The following is a 22141-nucleotide window of genomic DNA, read 5'->3' on the forward strand; positions in this document are numbered from 1 at the left end:
TAAACAGCAAAAAGACTGGTTGCCCAGCCTTTTCCTTTATGTTAATCCTTTTTCAAACTTCCTGAACGAGTCTGCGTACGTGAATAAGCTAGCAAGAGAAGAGTACCTGCGATAGCTACAGTTACAGCATTAGCAATTCCCGCAACAATCCCTTGGGCAAATACTTTTTCTGCTGCTTCTTGATAAATCACAACATCTCCAAGTGGTGCCAAGACACCCCAAACAAGAGCATTTGCAACAATCTGAATGAGGTTAAAGAAGACAATATCCTTCAACTCAAAAACACCCTGTGTTACTCGAATGTATTTTCTAAAGAGTCCGACGACTAGACCAAAGAGACCACTAGCAATAATCCAAGTCCACCACAGACCGTAGCCAGCAAGAGAGTCCTTCACTGCATGCCCAATTAAACCAACAAGTAGTCCCACTAGAGGGCCAAAAATGATAGATAAGAGGCTCTGTACCGCATACTGAAGCTGGATGCTTGTATTTGGAACGGGTGTCGGAATGCTGATCATCCCGATGACAACAAAGAGCGCAGCTCCAACACCGATAGCAACAACTTGTTTAATTGATTGATTTTTCATCTATATTCTCCTATTTTATGATTCTATTTTCTTTATTTCAATGGTCCAAGATGAACCGACACCCACATTATAGGCCTTGGCAAAGGAACCTTGGTTGATAGCCAGACCTAAACGATAGAGAGAGTTGATGTAAAGGATTGGTTGCCCAATTCTCACATCTGCAAATGATTTGCCATAAACAACCTGATTTTGATAGACCAGCATATCAGCGTGATAGATAGTCACTTCAAAACGATCACCAAATTCTGGTTCCAGCTTGTAAAATTCTTCTCGCGTGATAGAGGTCCAAAGAGAGCCGAAACGCACATCCAGAATATCAATAGCTCCCTTCACCAAATGGTCTTCAATGATGGTCTCTACGACTGGAAGCTCCACAATCTGATCCACACTGAGCTCTGGTCCCACTTCCTCAAAAGAAATGTGACCACTGGCCAGTTTAGCACCAGTATAGGCATAGACATCACGACCGTGGAAGGTATAAGAATGCTCTGTATTTTGACGTCTATTGGCCACTTCAGAAATCTCACGAATAGCTACAATGCCAACGTGTTTCTTGATAAAAGAAAGCGTCCCATTATCTGGCGTGACAATGTATTGATTTTTTGCAGTCTTGGCAACCACACTCTTACGTTTCGAGCCGACACCTGGATCGACCACCGATACAAATGTCGTTCCCTCAGGCCAGTAATCCACCGTCTGAAAGAGACGGTAACTCCCCTCAAAAATATTATAAGGCGTGATATCGTGCGTCAAGTGATGAATTTTTAAGGTTGGAGATTCTTCTAAAGCCACTCCAATCATAGCCGATACCGCACCATCAACCAGACCAAAGTCTGATTGTAATACCAGTAAATTATTATTCATTTTATCTCCTTGTATATCCTTTATCATACCATATTTCAGAGAAAGGTGCTAATAGCTATTTCAATTGATTAGGGTATAGTTTTACCTTATAGCAAATTTCCTACTAAAAACTCTGGTGATTAGCTAGTAGGTGCATTTTTTCTTGAAAAAAGGTATGATAGTTACATCATGAAGAAGTAGGTTTTATTATGAAAATTATCCTTGTCGGAGGGGGAAAAGTTGGTTCTGCCCTCTGTCGCTCCTTGGTTGCAGAAAAGCATGATGTTTTGCTGATTGAGCAAGACGAAGCTGTCCTCAATCATATTGTCAATCGCTTTGATATCATAGGCATCCTTGGTAACGGGGCCGATTTTACCATCCTTGAGCAAGCCAGCGTCCAGGATTGTGATATCTTTATCGCCCTGACTGAATACGATGAAGTGAACATGATTGCAGCCGTTCTAGCCAAAAAAATGGGAGCTAAAGAGACCATCGTTCGGGTGCGGAACCCTGAATATTCTAACTCTTATTTCAAGGAAAAGAATATTCTCGGTTTTTCTCTGATCGTTAATCCTGAGCTCTTGGCGGCCCGTGCTATCGCGAATATCATTGACTTCCCCAACGCCCTCTCTGTCGAACGTTTCTTTGGCGGACGGGTCAGCTTGATGGAATTCACTGTTAAATCCTCCAGTGGTCTTTGCCAAATGCCCATTTCTGATTTTCGGAAAAAATTTGGCAATGTCATTGTCTGTGCGATAGAGAGAGATCATCAAATTATCATTCCAAGCGGTGACATGACTGTACAGGATAAAGATAGAATCTTTGTCACTGGTAACCGTGTTGACATGATGCTCTTCCATAATTATTTCAAGTCTCGTGCCGTGAAGAGTCTTCTTATTGTTGGAGCTGGTAGAATTGCCTATTATCTACTAGGTATCCTCAAAGACAGTCGTATCGATACCAAGGTTATTGAAATCAATCCTGAAATCGCTAGCTTCTTTAGCGAGAAATTCCCAAACCTCTACATCGTTCAAGGAGATGGTACCGCAAAAGATATCCTGCTGGAAGAAAGTGCTCAAAACTATGATGCCGTTGCGACTCTAACAGGGGTCGATGAGGAAAATCTGATTACCTCTATGTTCCTTGACAGGGTAGGTGTACAAAAAAATATCACCAAGGTCAATCGTACCAGTCTCCTCGAAATTATCAATGCGCCTGATTTTTCAAGTATCATCACACCTAAAATCATCGCTGTAGATACGATTATGCACTTTATTCGTGGTCGGGTTAATGCCCAGTATTCAGACCTTCAGGCCATGCACCATCTAGCCAATGGTCAAATCGAAACCCTGCAATTCCATATCAAGGAAGCTAATAAAATGACTGCCAAACCTCTTTCTCAACTAAAACTGAAAAAAGGGGTTCTTATAGCAGCCATCATTCGAAAGGGCAAGACTATTTTCCCTACTGGGGAGGATATGTTGGAAGTTGGAGACAAGCTCCTAGTAACAACCTTGTTGCCAAACATCACCAAGATTTATGACTTGATCGCGAGGTAAGAAATGAATAAAAGTATGATTCGTTACCTCCTTTCAAAATTACTTTTGATTGAAGCTGTTCTTCTTTTGGTTCCTGTGTCTGTCGCTCTCTATTACCGTGAATCGAGCCAAGTCTTTACGGCCCTCTTTTCAACAATAGGGATTCTCGTATTACTAGGCGGTTCAGGAATTTTACAAAAGCCCAAAAATCAACGGATTTATGCCAAGGAGGGAGTCTTGATTGTTGCCCTCTGTTGGATCCTTTGGTCCTTCTTTGGCGGTCTCCCCTTTGTTTTTGCTAAGCAAATTCCCAGCGTTATCGATGCCTTTTTTGAAATCAGTTCTGGCTTTACAACTACTGGAGCAACTATTCTGAACGACGTTTCGGTTCTCAGTCGTTCCCTCCTCTTCTGGCGAAGTTTTACCCACTTGATTGGAGGGATGGGAGTGCTTGTTTTTGCACTTGCTATTATGGACAATGCTAAGAATAGCCACCTAGAAGTGATGAAAGCTGAGGTTCCTGGCCCTGTTTTTGGCAAGGTTGTATCCAAACTCAAAAATACTGCCCAGATTCTCTATCTCCTTTATCTAGCTCTCTTCTCCCTCTTTGTCATCATCTATTATCTGGCTGGCATGCCCCTATTTGATAGTTTTGTCATTGCCATGGGAACAGCAGGTACAGGAGGTTTTACAGTCTATAACGATGGAATCGCCCACTATGGTAGCTCACTGATTACCTATCTAGTTAGTATCGGAGTTTTGGTTTTTGGGATAAATTTCAATCTCTACTACTACCTCATGCTCCGTCGGGTCAAGGCCTTCTTTGGAGATGAAGAACTCCGAGCTTACTTGGTAATTGTTCTGCTTTCTACAGGCTTGATTAGCCTCAATACTCTCTATCTCTATCCAGGATTTTCAAAGAGTTTTGAAATGGCCTTCTTCCAAGTTTCCAATATCATTACGACGACTGGTTTTGGTTACGGGGATATTACCAACTGGCCCCTCTTCTCCCAGTTTATCCTTCTCTTCCTCATGGGAATCGGTGGTTCTGCTGGTTCAACCGCAGGTGGACTCAAGGTTATTCGAGGCCTCATCCTTTCAAAAATTGCCAAAAACCAAATTTTGTCAATTCTATCGCCCCACCGTGTTTTGACCCTCCATGTTAATAAAACGGTGATTGACAAAGATACCCAGCATAAGATTCTCAAGTACTTTGTCATCTATTCTATGATTTTGCTATCCCTTATCTTTATTGTCAGCCTAGATAGCAATGATTTTCTAGTCGTTACCAGTGCTGTCTTTAGCTGTTTCAATAATATCGGACCTATTCTAGGAACCACTTCTAGTTTCTCAATCTTTAGTCCTATCTCAAAAATTCTCCTCTCCTTTGCAATGATTGCAGGGCGCTTGGAGATTTATCCAATCCTACTTCTCTTTATGAAGAGAACTTGGTCTAAGAGATAAAATACAACCACACCTTGTAAACCTACAAAGTGTGGTATTTTTATTTTCATACTCTTCGAAAATAAAAATACCACGTCAGCTTCGCCTTGCCGTACTCAAGTACAGTCTGCGGCTAGCTTCCTAGTTTGCTCTTTGATTTTCATTGAGTATCAAATACCTCCCGCAACTCAACAAGTATCTTTGAATCCCGGTCAGACATTTCAATACCTGACTTAAGGAATTTAATAGTCCAAAAAATAACCCTCAGTCGTTTGACCGAGGGTTCCTTTTCATTATTCAAGTTAATTGATTAGCTCAATGCATCATCCATTGAAAGAACTTCGTGGAAGACACGTTGTGTCAATTCAGTTTTTTGTTCTGGAGTGAGGTATTTAGTGTTTACACAGTATCCAGAGATACGTACGATAACGTCTTCACCTGACATGATCTTTTCGTAAACATCGTTCAAGTCCATAACGTTCAAGTTAACGTGTTGTCCACCGTTTTCAAAGTAACCATCAAGGATTGTTACCAAGTTATCAACTTGTTCGTCACGAGTCTTACCAAGAGCGCGAGGTGATACTTGTGTAGTCAATGAGATACCATCAGCTGCATAACTAAAGTCAAGGCTAGAAAGTGAGTTCAAGTTTTGCAACCATCCACCTTTAGCTTTGTTAGATGGGTTAGCACCTGGTGAGAAGAATTCAAGTTTAGACAAGTTCACAGAACCATCTTCGTTGAGGTATACACCTTTGTGAACTGGTGAGTTACCAGTTTGTTTAGAGTAAGCAACGTTAGATGTGATTGTCAAAAGTGATACTGTAGCTTCAGCGTCTTTGTAAAGTTTGTGGCTACGTAGACGAGTTGTGTAAGCTTCGATCAACCATTCTGCCAATTCGTTTGAACGAGGATCATCTTCACCCCAACGTGGGTATTCACCGATTGTTTCGTAATCGTAGATATAGCCATTTTCGTCACGGATTGGTTTAACTGTAGCGTATTTGATAGCTGACAATGTATCAACAGTGTTAGCAAATCCACAGATACCGAATCCCATGTTTGCACGTTGTTTAGTTGGCAAGAATGCCATTTGAACAGCTTCGTAGTTGTACTTATCAGTCATGTAGTGGATGATGTTCAAAGCATCTACGTAAGTGTCAGTCAACCAGTCAAGAGATTTTTCAAAGTTTTCTTTAACTGATTCGAATTCAAGAACTTCGTCACGAATTGGTTCGATGTCAAATACTTTGTAGTCTTTGTGAACATCGTCGTAACCACCGTTCAAACCAGTAAGAAGAGCTTTCAATACGTTTACACGTGCACCGAAGTACTGGATGTTGTGACGTTGTTCTTCATTTTCTGGGTCAAGTGGAGACACACAACATGAGATACAGCTCATTTCACCGTATCCGTCTTTGGCCATTGTTGTAACACCTTCGTATTGGATAGAAGAGTGTTTGTGGCTCATGTGCATACAGTAGCGACGGAAGTTGTATGGCAATTTGTCAGTCCAAAGAACTGTCAAGTTTGGTTCTGGAGAGTTACCGATATTGTCAAGAGTGTTCAAGAAACGGTAGTCCATCTTAGTAACACGGTGACGACCGTCGTTACCCATACCAGCCATAGAAGTTGTGATGAAAGTTGGGTCACCTGAGTACAATTGGTCATAAGCTTTTGTACGAGCAAATTTAACTGTACGAAGTTTCATAACGAAATCATCAACGAATTCTTGGATTTCTGATTCAGTAAATGTACCACGAGCAAGGTCACGTTCTGCAAAGATGTCCAATACGATTGGCACACGTCCTAGAGATGTAGCAGCACCGTTGATAACACGGCAGACAGACATGAAGGCGATGTTAACCCATTGGATAGCTTCTTTAACGTTCATCGCTGGTTTGCGAACATCAACTCCGTAAAGGTCACCCAAGCGAACAACTTGTTGCAATGCTTGGTATTGAAGATTGATTTCTTCACGAAGACGGATTGTTTCTTCATCGATTTCTTCAATTGCATTCCAGTCGTTTACTTTTTCTTGCATCAAGTAGTCTGCACCGTAAAGAGCAAGACGTGCGTAAACACCGATGATACGTCCGCGTGAGTATGCATCTGGAAGACCAGTTACAGTGTGAGCGTGACGAGCGCGACGGATGTTTGAAGTGTAAGCACGGAAGATACCGTCGTTAACTGTTGTTACATATTTAGTAAAGATTTCGTGAACAGCTGGATCTGGTTCGTATCCATTTTCTTTCAAAGTAGTTTCAGCCATACGGATACCACCTTTTGGCATGAAGTTCAATTTGAAGAGTTCATCGTTTTGGATACCGAAGATAACTTCGTTTTCTTTATCGATAAATCCTGCTGGGATATCAGCGATAGATGTTGGACGAGTGTCCATTGGGAAACGAGTTTCTTCGTAGTGTGCTTTAGTTTCTTCTACAATTTTTTTGATGTGAAGTGAACGTTCTGTTGGTCCTGCAAGGAAGCTTTCGTCTCCATCGTAAGGTGTGTAGTTAGCTTGTACGAAGCGTGATACACTTGCTTTTTCTTTCCAATCTACGCCTTTGAAGCCTTCCCAAGCTTTATCAAAAATATCTTGTGCTTCAACAACTGTCTTAACAACCATGTTAATGTCCTCTTTTTTCTTTCTAGTAACAACCATCTGTTACATTCATGAGACAAGTATACCACACAGTAACCGATTTCAGCAAGTGGAAAATCCCTATTTTTACACTTTCTTTTCTAAAACAGTCTATATTTTGTTCTAAACTGTATTATATTTTTGAAAAAACGAAGTCCTTTTTCCTTTTTTTCAGAAAAAAGGGTATAATGAAAGAAAATAAGCAGTAAAAAGGTGCTAGGCATGTTGATTTTCCCTTTATTAAATGATTTGTCAAGAAAAATCATCCATATTGACATGGATGCCTTTTTTGCTGCGGTCGAAATCAGAGATAATCCTAAACTCAGAGGAAAACCTGTCATTATCGGAAGCGACCCTCGGCAAACAGGTGGGCGTGGTGTCGTTTCCACTTGTAGCTATGAGGCGCGAGCTTTTGGTGTTCATTCTGCTATGAGTTCCAAGGAAGCCTATGAACGTTGTCCCCAAGCCGTCTTTATCTCAGGGAATTATGAAAAATACAAAGCTGTGGGACTCCAGATTCGAGCTATCTTTAAGCGTTATACAGATTTGATTGAACCAATGAGCATTGACGAAGCCTATTTGGATGTAACAGAAAATAAACTCGGCATCAAGTCAGCGGTCAAAATTGCCCGCCTTATTCAAAAAGATATCTGGCAAGAACTCCATCTAACTGCTTCCGCTGGCGTTTCTTACAACAAATTCTTAGCTAAAATGGCTAGTGATTATCAAAAGCCACATGGTCTGACGGTGATTCTGCCTGACCAGGCTGAGGATTTCCTCAAACAAATGGATATTTCCAAGTTTCATGGAGTAGGAAAAAAGACGGTGGAAAGACTTCATCAAATGGGCGTTTTTACCGGCGCTGATCTACTTGAAGTTCCTGAAGTAACCCTCATAGACCGTTTTGGCAGACTAGGCTATGATCTTTATCGAAAGGCTCGTGGTATCCACAATTCCCCCGTCAAATCCAATCGCATCCGTAAATCAATCGGGAAGGAGAAAACCTATGGGAAGATTCTCCGTGCCGAGGAAGATATCAAAAAAGAGCTGGCTCTCCTATCAGAAAGAGTCGCTCTCAATCTCAATCAGCAAGAAAAAGCTGGTAAAATTGTCATTTTGAAAATCCGCTACGAGGACTTTTCAACTCTTACCAAACGAAAAAGTCTGGCTCAAAAAACACAAGATGCTAGTCATATAAGCCAAATAGCCCTGCAACTCTATGAAGAATTAAGCGAGAAAGAAAGAGGTGTCCGCTTGCTAGGAGTTACCGTGACTGGATTTTAAAACCTTGAAGAGTCTGAACCCTTCAAGGTTTTTCTTATACAAATAAACGGACAAAACTGTAAAGTAGCAAAACACTACCAAGCACGATGCGGTATTTACCGAAAAGGGTAAAGTCGTGTTTTTTCACATAGCTGGTCAAAAAGCGAATAGCGACCATGCTGACTGCAAAAGCGACTCCCATCGCAACCAAGAGCAAGAACAATTGCCCAAAACTCAAGAACTGTCCTACTTTTATAAATTTGAAAATCTTTAAGGCACTGGCTCCAAACATAACAGGAATTCCAAGATAGAAGGTAAATTCCGTCACAACAGAACGACTGGTTCCATTTAACAAACCACCGACAATAGTCGCTCCTGAACGGCTAGTTCCTGGTAAAAGGGCAAGAACTTGGAAGAGTCCGATATAGAATGCTGTCGTATAAGGAAGTTTGTCCAACTCTGTTACACTTGGCTCTATAGCACGCGCTTCATTGCGCTTTTCCAAATAGATAAAGGCAATCCCATAGATAATCAACATGAGAGCAACAGAAACCATGTTATGGAAGTGGGTATCAAACCAATCATCAAATTTAAAGACGGCAAGTAAAGGCAAAGTGGCAACCAAGACCTTCAACCACAGTCTCCAAGTCTTACGAACTTCCTGCTTATCCTTAGTCGATTTGAAAGGATTGAGCTTGTTAAAGTAAATGACCATAACCGCTAAAATAGCGCCAAGCTGAATCACAACATTAAACATGGACATAAAAGCTTCATTCTGATTTTGGTATTGGATAAATTCCTCTGCTAAAATCAAGTGACCTGTACTGGAAATCGGCAACCATTCCGTAATTCCTTCAACAATCCCGAAGAAGATAGATTTTAAAATTTCAATAAGATACATAGATTACTCCTTTTTCTATCTTCCATTATAGCATATTTTTTCAGCCAGTGATAGCTCTCTTTAAAAGGCGCCGATACTGCCTCCGCCTCCGCCTCCAGAGAAGCCTCCGCCAGAACTTCCACTTCCAGAAGATACGGAGTAGGTACTTGCTGTATTTGCGACACTGGCATAATGGCTCATTTGCGCGCTTGAATGATAAAACATACTATTCCAACCATAAGCTACATATAGATTGATATCTGGATTTTCCACTTTAATCTGATGAACCTTCATCAAATGGCTGACCTTGTCCGCATAGCCAAATAAGGTCGCATAGACCAAGAGGCGATTCCAGACCACAATACTTTCCAATTCAGCCTGATCCAATCTTGCAATCTCACGCAACATATTTTCAAAACTGGTCCAGAGATAGTATACTTCTGCTCCTGCTTCATTTAGGACACCATCACGATTATCTAATCGAAGCTTCCAATAATAGAAAACAGCCAACACCAAACCTAAAAAACCAAGTATTGGCAAGGGGATGTAAAGATATCCATAAACATCCAAACTGTACAAGAACAAACCAAATCCGATAAATAGGGGCAAGATAGTCAAGACCCCCATACCCACTTGCAAGGCCTTTTCCCCACCAGTTAAAGGACGATAATAATCTGGGAGCCCCCAGAAGGAAATTCGTTTTCTCACTCCTTCTTGCATCTGGTTCAATACTTCTTCAAAAGAAGATTTGAGCTGACGCCCCTTTGCTTGAATCCGTTTTTCATCAGAAGCTTTGGCTCTACGATAAAGACTATCAGATACCTTGTAATCCGCAAACAAATTGGAAAGAGTTTCTTCTTTTTTGCCTGAAAAAGCCAGATTTAGACAGTCTTTCTCAAAACTTGACAAACCATCTTCTTTTACTAGCCTCAAACCAACTGCATCTCCTTCTGAAATGATAGAGACATTCCCACGGTCTATCACATCTAGCAAGGTAGCTTGAATAAGTTGGTCAAAGGTGAATTTTCCAGCTCCCTTGACCAAGGGACTCACTTCCTCCAAGGAGGTCGAGTAGACTGCCTCTGATAAAACCATAGGCTCTAATTCCATTGGTGGTTCATAGATACGATGATTTTTGGCATATTTGACCGAAGGAGTGGTCTTTCTTCTATAAATAAAATAAAAGCAAATACTCAATAACAAGGAGATAGAAAGTATCGAAGGGAAGACCCAATTAACGAGTTGTTTACTTTGCTCTTTTTCTTTAAAAATCGAGTCTTCTATCTTATTAAACTCTTCTAAACGATTCCCTTTCAATCCCTGATCCCTAGCGCTAGCAAAATCGGTCCGAGGCCAATAGGCATGTAACTCAACTCCACGTTTAGCCGGAAGATTGTCTAAACGGATAGTATAATCAAGGTTACTCTTTTCAACCGTTCCCTCTCTAAAAAGTTTCCCTGTATGGAAAAAGAGTTTTTCAGCCCCCTTGTCTCCCCTTACATGAAATTCAAACTTCCCAATAGCCCCTGAACTATCTGTCAGAGGTTGCCAATTTAATTCAGCGATATCATCATAAAGGAAAAGCAAATTCTTTAAGTTCCAGATAAGGTCAATTTCAACTGTGTCGCCTTCCTGGCCTGGATTATAGACTTTAACAGTATAACCATCTGCTCCTTCTATCACTTCGCTAGTAACGTCTGCTAGTTCAGCACCATTTTTCGCAGCCTGAACCTTTGGTTGAGGATCTATCTCAAATCCACTAGGCATCTTGCCTGCACGTCCAAGTCCCACGATTTGACCCTTAAAGTCCTCCTCAAACTGGTAAACTATCTTCTGTCTAAATTCTGCTGTATTGTCTGCATGAATATACAAATCACCTTGATAAGAGTTTATCTTGAAATCAATGGCAAAAACAGAGAATGGCAGAAGACAAAACAAGCCTAACACCAGTAAGAAAAAAGTTTTTTTCATCAACTAAGCCCCCTTTTTATCTTTGCTATCATTATATCATTTTTTCACAAGTAAGGGCTTACCTATATTGAAAAATAGATTTTTTTTCGATAAAATAGGAGACAGTTATTTTTTAATAGATTAGAAATAGGAGAAATCATGAGAAAAATATACTTATCTATTTTCACAAGTCTCTTGCTGATGCTGGGACTTGTCAATGTTGCCCAAGCCGATGAATATTTACGCATCGGGATGGAAGCAGCATATGCTCCCTTTAACTGGACTCAGGACGATGATAGCAATGGAGCTGTCAAAATCGATGGGACTAACCAGTATGCTAACGGATACGATGTTCAAATCGCCAAGAAAATCGCTAAGGACTTAGGTAAAGAACCTTTAGTTGTTAAAACCAAGTGGGAAGGTCTAGTCCCTGCCCTTACTTCTGGTAAGATTGACATGATTATCGCAGGTATGAGTCCAACTGCCGAACGCAAACAAGAAATTGCCTTTTCAAGCAGCTACTACACTAGCGAACCAGTTTTGCTTGTCAAAAAAGATTCTGCCTACGCAAGTGCTAAATCTTTGGATGACTTTAACGGTGCGAAAATCACTTCTCAACAAGGTGTCTACCTTTATGACTTGATTGGTCAAATCCCAGGCGCTAAAAAAGAAACTGCCATGGGAGACTTCGCTCAAATGCGCCAAGCACTTGAAGCTGGTGTTATCGATGCTTATGTTTCTGAACGACCAGAAGCTCTGACTGCTGAAGCTGCTAACTCTAAGTTCAAGATGGTTCAAGTAGAACCAGGTTTCAAAACTGGGGAAGAAGATACGGCTATTGCCATTGGACTTCGTAAAGATGACAATCGTATTAGTCAAATCAATACCAGCATTGAAACCATTTCAAAAGACGACCAAGTTGCCTTGATGGATCGTATGATCAAAGAGCAACCTGCCGAAGCTACAACAACTGAAGAGACTAGCAGTAGTTTCTTTAGCCAAGTCGCTAAAATTCTTTCTGAAAACTGGCAACAACTCTTGCGTGGTGCTGGTATCACTCTTTTAATCTCTATCGTCGGAACCATCATAGGTCTCATTATTGGACTTGCCATTGGTGTCTTCCGTACTGCTCCTCTCTCTGAAAACAAAGCCATTTACGGCCTACAAAAACTAGTCGGCTGGATTCTCAATGTCTACATTGAAATTTTCCGTGGTACACCTATGATCGTTCAATCGATGGTTATCTACTATGGAACTGCCCAAGCTTTCGGGATCAACCTTGACCGCACACTAGCTGCTATCTTCATCGTTTCGATCAACACCGGTGCCTACATGACCGAAATCGTTCGTGGTGGTATCCTAGCAGTTGACAAGGGACAATTTGAAGCCGCAACTGCACTCGGTATGACTCATAACCAAACCATGCGTAAGATTGTCCTACCTCAGGTTGTCCGCAATATCCTACCAGCAACTGGTAATGAATTTGTCATCAATATCAAAGATACATCTGTATTGAACGTTATCTCTGTTGTCGAACTTTATTTCTCAGGAAATACCGTGGCAACGCAAACCTATCAATACTTCCAGACATTTACAATCATCGCCGTGATTTACTTTGTCCTCACCTTTACCGTAACACGTATCCTACGCTTCATCGAACGCCGCATGGACATGGATACCTATACTACAGGTGCTAACCAAATGCAAACGGAGGATTTGAAATAATGACACAAGCAATCCTTGAAATTAAACACCTCAAAAAATCCTATGGACAAAACGAAGTGCTAAAAGACATTTCTCTGACTGTCCACAAGGGAGAGGTCATCTCTATCATCGGAAGCTCTGGAAGCGGAAAATCAACCTTCCTACGCTCCATTAACCTCCTTGAAACGCCAACTGATGGACAAATCCTTTATCATGGACAAAACGTCCTCGAAAAAGGCTATGACCTCACGCAATACCGTGAAAAGTTGGGAATGGTTTTCCAATCCTTTAACCTCTTTGAAAATCTCAACGTGCTTGAAAACACAATTGTCGCTCAGACAACTGTCCTTAAACGCGAACGTACAGAAGCTGAAAAGATTGCCAAAGAAAACCTAGAAAAGGTCGGCATGGGGGAACGCTACTGGCAAGCCAAACCAAAACAACTCTCAGGTGGTCAAAAACAACGTGTGGCCATCGCTCGTGCCCTTTCAATGAATCCTGACGCCATTCTCTTTGATGAACCAACATCAGCTCTCGATCCAGAAATGGTTGGAGAAGTCCTCAAAATCATGCAAGATCTGGCTCAGGAAGGCTTGACTATGATTGTCGTAACCCACGAAATGGAATTCGCCCGTGACGTCTCTCACCGTGTTATCTTTATGGATAAGGGTGTGATTGCTGAAGAAGGCAAACCAGAAGACCTCTTTACCAATCCTAAAGAAGATCGTACAAAAGAGTTCCTTCAACGCTATCTCAAATAAAAAGAAAAGGCTGCATCCTTGTGCAGTCTTTTTGTTATCCTATAAATGAAAAGGCAGACCCTATTCAAGAATCCACCATTATCCAAAGATTAATCTTCAAATTTTTCATGATTTTTATCATAGAAATCAATTAAACCTAGAGCCGTTTCAAACGAAATATTTTTAACTTTTGCACGCCCCTGCGCTAGAGCAATGATAGACATTTCACGAGCATTCGTTTCTTTAGAGATACGGTAGCCTGTGATTTTCTTATCACGAACCCAGCCAACAACTGATTCTACTTTTTCAAAGTTTGACTTAGCCATGTCTTTCTCCTATTTTCTTATTTACGATATTTAATTGTATACGCTTTTATGCTTTTTGTCAATAAAAAAACATATATTCAATAAAATAAACGCCCTTATTTTTACTTGCTATCTTATTAAAGCTTATAATATATAGGTTTTTCACTGTCGAAAACAATTTTTATAGTTCTTTAAAACAATTGTATTATTAAATCTTATTTATGTAATAATATTCATATTTGACAGATGCTGATTCTCGATAATCTAGACATATTCTAATCTTATTTCATATTATTTATTCCACTGTAAAACAAAAAAATTTGACAAAATAATCTTCTGCTCTAAACCATTTCTAACGAGTATTTTTCTCCTTTTAGACTTTTTCATGTCTGCACCAGCATTCAATCATTTGGTCAACTTGTACTATTTATTTACTTTATCAAGTTTACTTTTTATTTCTCCTACCCATTAAAAAGCGAGTAGCTAGGAAACCGTAGTATTCTATGTTTCATTTTTCTACGGTCTTCATCTTCCGAGTATCCCGTCACTCTTCTCAGTAACCTCAGTATAAGGCTTCTCATTAGTATTGATTATTTTTTCTAATTCCTATTATATTTAGCCAAAATTCAGATTAGCTATATATAAAATAGTAGATTTCAAAAAACTCCTTACATATAACAAGTAATTTTACTCCCTTACTATAAACTGAATCAAAAAACATAGGTACTATAATGAGTTATGATAGAAATAGCGTAACCGATTTCCTAAGTCCATAGGAATCGCCCCCTTTCTTCATCTTCATTATAGCACCTATACATCAATTGTGCAAATAATATGATATTTTTTTATTAGTCCTCAGACAAGCATATTATAGAGCGTTTCGTTACCATTTAAGTTAATATAAGCTGGATCAAAACCTTCCATTCGACGAATCAAGCCTGCATAATCATGCTTATCTGCCAAGGCAATCCCAATCAATACTGGGCCTGTCCCCTTGCTAGCTCGTTTGATATACTCAAAACGTGTGATATCATCATCTGGCCCCAAGATATCATTTACAAATTCACGCAAAGCCCCCGGACGCTGTGGAAAATTAACCACAAAGTAATGCTTGATTCCATCATAAATCAAGGCACGTTCTTCCATTTCAGGCATACGGTTGATATCATTATTTCCTCCAGAAATGATACAACAAATGGTTTTCCCCTTGATATATTCAGCCAAAACCTCTAAAGAGGCGATACTAGCCGCTCCAGCAGGTTCTGCGACAATCCCTTGCTTAGAGTAAAGGTCAATCAAGGTTTCAGAAATCAATCCCTCATCGACACCTACCAAAGTTTGAACATGTTGACGAGTTGCTTCATAGGTCAACTGACCTACCTTTTGCACAGCAATCCCATCCGCAAATTTGTCAATTTCTTTGAGTTTAACAGGTCCACCAGCTTCAAAAGCAGCCTTCATGGAACGCGCTCCATTAGCCTCTACCCCAATGACTTCAATTTCTGGACTTGTTTCCTTGATATAGGTAGAAACCCCAGCAATGAGACCGCCACCACCAACAGGAACCAAGACAGCATCAAAATAAATCGATTCTTTTCGAGCTTCTTCTAAAATCTCATAAGCAACTGTCCCTTGACCAGCTTGAACATGGGCATCATCAAAGGGATCAATAAAGGTACGATTTTCAGAAACTGTAAATTCTTGAGCTGCTTTAGCAGAAGCATCAAAAGTATCTCCAACTAGTTTAATAGTTACGAAGTCCCCACCAAAAAAGCGAACTTGACCAATTTTTTGTTGCGGAGTAGTAATGGGCATAAAGATAGTAGCAGGAATCTTCATTTCATTACAAGTATAGGCAACTCCCTGTGCATGATTCCCCGCAGAGGCACAGACTACCCCACGCTCACGCTCTTCCTTGCTGAGCTGCGAAATGGCATAATAGGCACCACGAATTTTAAAAGAACGAACACGTTGAGCATTTTCCTTTTTCAAATAAATCTTAGCACCATACTTCTCCGATAAATAATGGTCGTAATCCAGTGGGGTATTCACAACCACACCGTTCAAGACTTTATGAGCCTTGATTATATCTTTTGAACTTAACATCATTTTCTCCTAGACTATTTCAAACTTATCGTAATCCATCTTTTAAAAAGAGATGAATTGATTATAAAAGCGAGTTAGTCCCCCAACTCGCCTTCACCTTAATTTCTATCAATTAGTTATAGATTTTGAATGCATCGTCGTCATTTTTACCAACGAAAGGCATTGCTTTACGCAATTCTGCACCAACTTTTTCAATTTCAAGGTTAGCTGCTTGTTCACGGTAAGCAGTCAATTTGGGACGTCCAGCTTTATAGTCATTTACAAAGTCATTTGCAAATTTACCATTTTGGATGTCTGCCAAGACAGCTTTCATATTTTCTTTAACTTGCTCAGTAATCACACGTGGACCTGATACATAGTCACCGTACTCAGCAGTGTTTGAAATTGATTGACGCATTTTCTTGAATCCACCTTCGTAGATCAAGTCAACGATCAATTTCATTTCGTGAAGAACTTCAAAGTAAGCCAATTCTGGAGCGTAACCTGCTTCTGTCAAGACTTCGAAACCTGCTTCGATAAGGGCAGTCAAACCACCACAAAGTACAGCTTGTTCACCAAACAAATCTTCTTCAGTTTCTTCTTTGTATGTTGTTTCAAGAAGACCTACACGAGCCGCTCCAACACCTTTACACCAGTCCATAGCAATGTTTTTAGCATTTCCTGTTGCATCTTGATATACTGCGTAAAGAGCTGGAACACCAAATCCTTCTTCATAAGTACGACGTACTAAGTGTCCTGGTCCTTTAGGTGCACACATGAAAACATCTACATCCGCAGGAACTTTGATAAATTCAAAGTGGATGTTGAAACCGTGAGCAAATCCAACTGCGTTTCCAGCTTCCAAGTTTGGAGCGATTTCTGCTTCGTACAATTCTTGTTGGATTTCGTCTGGTGCCAAAATCATGATAACATCAGCCAATTTAGTAGCTTCTGCTACTGTATAAGTGTCAAATCCATCTTCTTTTGCTTTATCAAAAGATTTACCTGGACGTACACCGATGATGACATCGCGACCTGAATCACGCAAGTTTTGTGCATGCGCATGTCCTTGTGAACCATAACCGATAACGGCAATTTTTTTACCGTCAAGTGCTGCTACTTTAACATCTTTTTCGTATTCCATTTGAACTGCCATAATTTTTTCTCTCTTTTCTATTATTTATTGCCTTTTAGGCTGGTTTAACAAATTTAAAATATTTTTATACTCAATGAAAATCAAAGAGCAAATTAGGAAGCTAGCCGCAGGCTGTACTTGAGTACGGCAAGGCAAAGCTGACGTGATTTGAATTTGATTTTCGAAGAGTATTAATCGCGGGTAAATCCAGTTGCACCAGTTCGAGCAATATTGCGAATACCGTATGGTCGAATGACTCGCAACAGAGCTTCACTCTTTTCAGCATTTCCTGTCATCTGAATGGTAATCGAGCTTGGCGCTACGTCTACCACCGTTGCACGGAAAGGTTGAATAATCGCTAGAATCTCAGCGCGCTTCTCAGCTGGCGCTGACATCTTAACCAAAATCACCTCGCGCTCCAAATGAGGCTTGTCTGTAATATCACGAATGCGAATCACATCAATCTGACGATTGAGCTGTTTGATAATTTGCTCCACCTCATCATGTGAAGCAACATCAATAATAATGGTGATCCGCGATACATTCGGATCTTCTGTTGCTCCAACAGAGATACTTTCGATATTAACCTGACGACGAGACAGAACGCCAGTAAAGCGATTGAGGACTCCTGAACGATTTTGTAGTTTTGCTGTTAACATTCTACGCATGGAACTTCACCCCCAACATCTCATGATTACTCTTACCAGCTGGTACCATTGGTAACACCTGTTCCTTACGAGAAATATCTACCTCGATTAGCATAGGAACATTCTCAGTGATGACTTCAAGGTCTTGAGCCAAGGTCTCAGGATTGTCAAACTTATAGTTTTTAATGCCATAAGCTTGTGCCATCAATTGGAAATCAGGAAGGGTATCAAAGACTGACTCTGACGTTCTACCTTCATAGAAGGATTCCTGCCATTGGCGAACCATTCCAAGTGAGTGGTTGTTCAGCATAACCACCTTGATTGGCACCTTGTAAATGTTCAAAATAGCCAATTCCTGGTTAGTCATTTGGAAACCGCCATCCCCAACAAACAAGACTACTTCCTTATATGGGTTAGCAATTTTAGCTCCAATTGCTGCTGGAATTCCAAATCCCATGGTTCCCAAACCACCTGAAGTCACTAACTGACGTTCATTTTGGTAGGGATAATACTGAGCTGTCCACATTTGGTGTTGACCAACGTCTGTTACCACAATGGCATCTCCGTTAGTTAATTCACCAATTCGTTCAATAACAGCTTGCGGTTGAACTACACGCTCTTTCTTATCATAAGAACGAACGCGGTTCTTGTCTTTAGTGACTTTTTCAATCCATTTTTCAGTATTGTTATGAACTGTTGGTTCGGCCAGCAACATTTGCAAGGCTTTCTTAGCATCTCCAACTACAGGAATATCTGCACTGATAATCTTGCCAATCTCGGCTGGGTCAATATCAATGTGGGCAACCTTGGCATTCTTAGCGAAGGTCTTAGGATTCCCCGTCAAGCGGTCATCGAAACGGCAACCAATACTAATCATAAAGTCCGCTTCCGTCATGGCAATATTAGCTGCGAATGACCCGTGCATGCCTCCCATTCCAAGGAAGAGTGGATGACTCGTTGCAATCGTTCCTTGTCCCAAAAGACTGGTTACCACTGGAATTTGATAGCGTTCTGCAAATTCATTTAATTCTGCAGCTGCTTCAGCATAACTAATCCCACCGCCAGCTAGCAAGACTGGCTTTTTAGCCTTGGATAATTGCTTCAAGATTTTCTTGATTTGCATATCATTTGGCTCAAGAGTCGGTTGATAACTTGGTAGGTTCACTTCTGGTGAATAGATGAAGTCCGTTTCTAAAGCAGATACGTCTTTAGGTAGGTCAATTACAACTGGCCCTGGTCGACCTGTAGTTGCGATATGGACAGCTTCCGTAATGATACGCGGAATATCAGCTGTCTCACGAACTTGATAATTGTACTTAGTGATTGGCATGGTAATTCCCACGATGTCTGCCTCCTGAAAGGCATCCTTCCCAATCCCCGCTCGCGCCACTTGACCTGTAAAGACCAAAAGGGGAACACTATCGCTCATGGCATCTGCAATTCCTGTAATGGCATTTGTTGCTCCCGGTCCGCTAGTGACGACGGCAACACCCAACTTTCCAGTTGATTTAGCATAACCTTCAGCTTCATGCAGACAGCCTTGCTCATGGCGTCCTAGAATGTGGCGAATGCCTTTAAAATTATATATCGCATCATAAAAAGGCAAGACCGCACCACCAGGATAACCAAAGATGGTATCAATTCCTAAATCACGAAGTGTTTCCAAAACTAGGTCCGACCCCGTCTTAGGAGATTCTAAACTGATTTTCTCCATTGTTCCCCTTTCTCTTCTCTTAAAAATAACTTGTTTCTATCATACCATTTTTTCAAAATTTTTCAAGAGAAAAGAAGAAATTTTCTGAATTTTCTATTTTAACGTTTATTTATGAATGTTATTTTTGTTTTTATTAAAAAGATACCGATTTCATTTACTAAAAAAGAAAAAAGAACTGATTTCTCAGTTCTTCATTAATCTTATTCCACACTGAATAGGTATGGGTAAACAGGTTGTTGACCTTGGTGAATCTCGACTTCAACGTCTTCGAATTCTTCTGCGATTTCTTGAGCAATTTCATTGGCAAGTTCTTCGCTTCCATCTTCACCGACATAGAAGGTTACAATTTCACTATCTTCATCCAACATATGTTTCAATGTTTCTGTCAAGGTTTGGTGCATGTCAGGGTTTGACACAAGAATTTTCCCATCAACCATACCAAGATTATCGTTTTCATGGATTTCTAAACCATCAATGGTTGTATCACGAACGGCTGTTGTGACGCTTCCGCTAACGACATCTCTAAGGGCTGCAGTCATACGCTCTTGATTTTCTTCAATTGACTTGCTTGGATCAAAGGCAAGAAGACTTGTCAAACCTTGAGGAAGAGTACGAGTCTCTACCACTACTGCTGGTTGCTCCAAAACTTCTGCTGCAGATTGAGCTGCCATGAAGATGTTTTTGTTGTTTGGCAGGAAGATGATGTTACGAGCGTTGACCTGTTCAACAGCCTTGATAAAGTCTTCTGTTGAAGGGTTCATGGTTTGACCGCCTTCGATAACATAATCCACACCTTGAGAACGGAAGATATCTGCTAGACCTTTACCAGCAACGACAGCAATCAAAGCATATTCTTTTTCTTCAGCTGGTTTGCTAACTTGAGCAGCTTCTTTTTCAACCTGCGCTTCGTGTTGGTTACGCATATTGTCAACTTTTACCTTGACCAAGCTACCATATTTGAGACCTTCTTGCATAACAAGTCCTGGATCTTCTGTATGGACATGGACTTTGACAATTTCATCATCATTGACAACAAGGAGAGAATCCCCGAGTTCATTCAAGTAGTTACGGAATTCGTCGTAGTCAAAATCTTTGGCATAGGTTGGACCTTGCTTAAGAGCTACCATAATTTCAGTACAGTAACCAAACGTGATGTCCTCAGTCGCTACGTGACCAGCCACAGACTTATGATGCTCTGCATTGATCATCTCACTCATGTTGGCAGGAGTCGCTACAAAGTCCTCAGATGCAATATATTCGCCAGTAAGGGCTGAAAGGAAACCTTCATAGATGAAGACCAGTCCTTGACCACCTGAATCCACAACGCCAACTTCTTTCAATACTGGAAGCATGTCTGGCGTTTTAGCTAGTGCTGTTTTAGCACCTTCCAAGGCTGCGCGCATGACTTCAACAGCGTCATCTGTTTGCTCAGCTTTTTTCTTCGCACCAATAGCTGCCCCACGAGAAACTGTCAAAATCGTTCCTTCAACTGGTTTCATCACTGCCTTATAAGCAACTTCTACACCTGATTGGAAGGCAAGGGCCAAGTCTTGACCTGTTAATTCGTCTTTATCCTTGATGGCTTGTGAAAATCCACGGAAAAGCTGAGACGTAATAACGCCTGAGTTTCCACGCGCACCCATCAAAAGACCTTTAGCAAGAATGCTCGCTACCTCGCCAACTGTAGAAGCTGGCTTGTCTGCAACTTCTTTAGCTCCATTTTCAATGGTCATTCCCATGTTTGTTCCAGTATCTCCATCTGGAACTGGAAAGACGTTTAATGAATTGACATATTCAGCTTGCTTATTCAAACGAGTTGATGCAGCCTGCACCATTTCTTGAAATAAGCTAGTAGTAATTTTTGACACGGTTATTCTCCTACAACTTTGATATTTTGAATGTAGACATTTACAGTCTGAGCGGTAATTCCAAGTTGATTTTCCAAACTAAACCGAACACGCTCTTGAATGTTTTTTGACACTTCGCTAATCTTTGTTCCGTAGCTCAACACGGTATATACATCAACTGCAATACTGCCATCTTCGGCTGCCTTCACGACGACACCTTTGGAATAATTTTCCTTACCTAGAAGGGCTTGGAAATTATCTTTGAGGGCATTTTTACTAGCCATACCGACCACACCAAAAATCTCAGTTGCTGCTCCACCTACGACGGTTGCAATCACTTCATCTGTTAGTTCGATTTGACCATCTTTTGTATTAATTTTTACAGTCATCCTTTTTACCTCAACTAGTTGATACTCTATTTTATCATATTTCAGCCCAAGTGTAAAAGCAGAATACTGTATCAGCGGATATTTACTCTATTTTTCAAATGATTTTATACCTGCAGTAAAAGAAAAAAGACCCTAAGGTCTCCTTACTTTTATTATTAAACGCGTTCAACTTTACCTGATTTCAAAGCACGAGCTGAAGCCCAAACTTTTTTAGGTTTACCATCGATAAGAACAGTAACTTTTTGAAGGTTTGGTTTTACGGCACGTTTTGTTTGGTTCATCGCGTGTGAACGGTTGTTTCCTGATACAGTCTTACGACCTGTAAAGTAACATACTTTAGCCATTTGTGTTTTCCTCCTATTAGATCTAATATAGCGGATGTGCTAGCACCACATACTGTACTATGTTATCACACTTTCTCTGTTTTGGC

General features: G+C 40.6%; 18 protein-coding genes. 5 read left to right on the forward strand and 13 right to left on the reverse strand.

The window, feature by feature from the left end; genetic code table 11:
- Positions 1 to 41: 41 nt before the first annotated feature.
- Both ACLNCV_RS00210 and ACLNCV_RS00215 read right to left on the reverse strand, forming a co-directional pair.
- Positions 42 to 587: an ECF-type riboflavin transporter substrate-binding protein gene (locus ACLNCV_RS00210; RefSeq protein WP_000795929.1), complete on the reverse strand. Its 546-nt coding sequence runs from the start codon at positions 585 to 587 to the stop codon at positions 42 to 44.
- A 15-nt stretch (positions 588 to 602) separates the two neighbouring features.
- Positions 603 to 1451 carry an SAM hydrolase/SAM-dependent halogenase family protein gene (locus tag ACLNCV_RS00215; RefSeq protein ID WP_044791862.1) on the reverse strand — a complete coding sequence of 283 codons (849 nt, stop codon included), beginning with the start codon at positions 1449 to 1451 and terminating at the stop codon, positions 603 to 605.
- Between the two features lie 188 nt (positions 1452 to 1639).
- Between ACLNCV_RS00215 and trkA the strand changes: the two genes are divergently transcribed.
- Both trkA and ACLNCV_RS00225 read left to right on the forward strand, forming a co-directional pair.
- Entirely contained in the window at positions 1640 to 2989 is a 1350-nt protein-coding gene (gene trkA / locus ACLNCV_RS00220) for a Trk system potassium transporter TrkA (RefSeq protein WP_424844766.1), read from the forward strand.
- A gap of 3 nt (positions 2990 to 2992) precedes the next feature.
- Positions 2993 to 4432 (forward strand): TrkH family potassium uptake protein, encoded by a 1440-nt coding sequence (locus ACLNCV_RS00225; protein ID WP_203212639.1) that lies wholly within the window; start codon positions 2993 to 2995, stop codon positions 4430 to 4432.
- A gap of 289 nt (positions 4433 to 4721) precedes the next feature.
- Here the strand turns inward: ACLNCV_RS00225 and pflB are convergent, their stop codons facing one another.
- Positions 4722 to 7037, reverse strand: coding sequence for a formate C-acetyltransferase (gene pflB, locus ACLNCV_RS00230; protein WP_000260633.1), 2316 nt, complete (start codon positions 7035 to 7037; stop codon positions 4722 to 4724).
- Between the two features lie 237 nt (positions 7038 to 7274).
- Between pflB and dinB the strand changes: the two genes are divergently transcribed.
- On the forward strand, positions 7275 to 8336 hold the full coding sequence (gene dinB / locus ACLNCV_RS00235; RefSeq protein WP_424844767.1) for a DNA polymerase IV: 1062 nt from the start codon (positions 7275 to 7277) through the stop codon (positions 8334 to 8336).
- A 34-nt stretch (positions 8337 to 8370) separates the two neighbouring features.
- Here the strand turns inward: dinB and ACLNCV_RS00240 are convergent, their stop codons facing one another.
- Both ACLNCV_RS00240 and ACLNCV_RS00245 read right to left on the reverse strand, forming a co-directional pair.
- Complete coding sequence (locus tag ACLNCV_RS00240; RefSeq protein ID WP_424844768.1) at positions 8371 to 9216, reverse strand: undecaprenyl-diphosphate phosphatase; 846 nt, start codon at positions 9214 to 9216, stop codon at positions 8371 to 8373.
- 60 nt (positions 9217 to 9276) lie between these two features.
- Positions 9277 to 11166, reverse strand: a complete 1890-nt coding sequence (locus tag ACLNCV_RS00245; protein ID WP_261011324.1) for a DUF2207 domain-containing protein — start codon at positions 11164 to 11166, stop codon at positions 9277 to 9279.
- Positions 11167 to 11304: 138 nt separating this feature from the next.
- Between ACLNCV_RS00245 and ACLNCV_RS00250 the strand changes: the two genes are divergently transcribed.
- Both ACLNCV_RS00250 and ACLNCV_RS00255 read left to right on the forward strand, forming a co-directional pair.
- The gene (locus tag ACLNCV_RS00250) at positions 11305 to 12870 is read left to right on the forward strand and encodes an ABC transporter substrate-binding protein/permease (RefSeq protein WP_045612303.1); all 1566 of its coding nucleotides are present in this window, start codon (positions 11305 to 11307) and stop codon (positions 12868 to 12870) included.
- Positions 12870 to 13610, forward strand: coding sequence for an amino acid ABC transporter ATP-binding protein (locus tag ACLNCV_RS00255; RefSeq protein WP_000189477.1), 741 nt, complete (start codon positions 12870 to 12872; stop codon positions 13608 to 13610). The genes ACLNCV_RS00250 and ACLNCV_RS00255 overlap by 1 nt, the downstream gene beginning before the upstream one ends.
- 89 nt (positions 13611 to 13699) lie before the next feature.
- Here the strand turns inward: ACLNCV_RS00255 and ACLNCV_RS00260 are convergent, their stop codons facing one another.
- From ACLNCV_RS00260 to rpmB, 8 genes are all read right to left on the reverse strand, one after another.
- Positions 13700 to 13915 carry a hypothetical protein gene (locus tag ACLNCV_RS00260; protein ID WP_001130035.1) on the reverse strand — a complete coding sequence of 72 codons (216 nt, stop codon included), beginning with the start codon at positions 13913 to 13915 and terminating at the stop codon, positions 13700 to 13702.
- 834 nt (positions 13916 to 14749) lie between these two features.
- Complete coding sequence (gene ilvA, locus ACLNCV_RS00265; RefSeq protein WP_125392904.1) at positions 14750 to 16000, reverse strand: threonine ammonia-lyase IlvA; 1251 nt, start codon at positions 15998 to 16000, stop codon at positions 14750 to 14752.
- 112 nt (positions 16001 to 16112) lie between these two features.
- Positions 16113 to 17135, reverse strand: a complete 1023-nt coding sequence (gene ilvC, locus ACLNCV_RS00270) for a ketol-acid reductoisomerase (protein WP_000290683.1) — start codon at positions 17133 to 17135, stop codon at positions 16113 to 16115.
- A gap of 170 nt (positions 17136 to 17305) precedes the next feature.
- A complete protein-coding gene (ilvN, locus tag ACLNCV_RS00275; protein ID WP_001253803.1) occupies positions 17306 to 17782 on the reverse strand; it encodes an acetolactate synthase small subunit in 477 nt (158 codons plus the stop codon).
- Positions 17775 to 19475 carry an acetolactate synthase large subunit gene (locus ACLNCV_RS00280; RefSeq protein WP_084888210.1) on the reverse strand — a complete coding sequence of 567 codons (1701 nt, stop codon included), beginning with the start codon at positions 19473 to 19475 and terminating at the stop codon, positions 17775 to 17777. The genes ilvN and ACLNCV_RS00280 overlap by 8 nt, the downstream gene beginning before the upstream one ends.
- Before the next feature lie 200 nt (positions 19476 to 19675).
- A complete protein-coding gene (locus ACLNCV_RS00285) occupies positions 19676 to 21343 on the reverse strand; it encodes a DAK2 domain-containing protein (protein WP_060627476.1) in 1668 nt (555 codons plus the stop codon).
- Positions 21344 to 21345: 2 nt separating this feature from the next.
- Positions 21346 to 21711: an Asp23/Gls24 family envelope stress response protein gene (locus ACLNCV_RS00290; protein WP_000216437.1), complete on the reverse strand. Its 366-nt coding sequence runs from the start codon at positions 21709 to 21711 to the stop codon at positions 21346 to 21348.
- Positions 21712 to 21866: 155 nt separating this feature from the next.
- Positions 21867 to 22055 (reverse strand): 50S ribosomal protein L28, encoded by a 189-nt coding sequence (rpmB, locus tag ACLNCV_RS00295; protein WP_001140948.1) that lies wholly within the window; start codon positions 22053 to 22055, stop codon positions 21867 to 21869.
- Between the last annotated feature and the right edge of the window lie 86 nt (positions 22056 to 22141).

The sequence above is a fragment of the Streptococcus sp. CL5.50 genome (assembly GCF_049738015.1).
Classification (GTDB): domain Bacteria; phylum Bacillota; class Bacilli; order Lactobacillales; family Streptococcaceae; genus Streptococcus; species Streptococcus mitis_CA.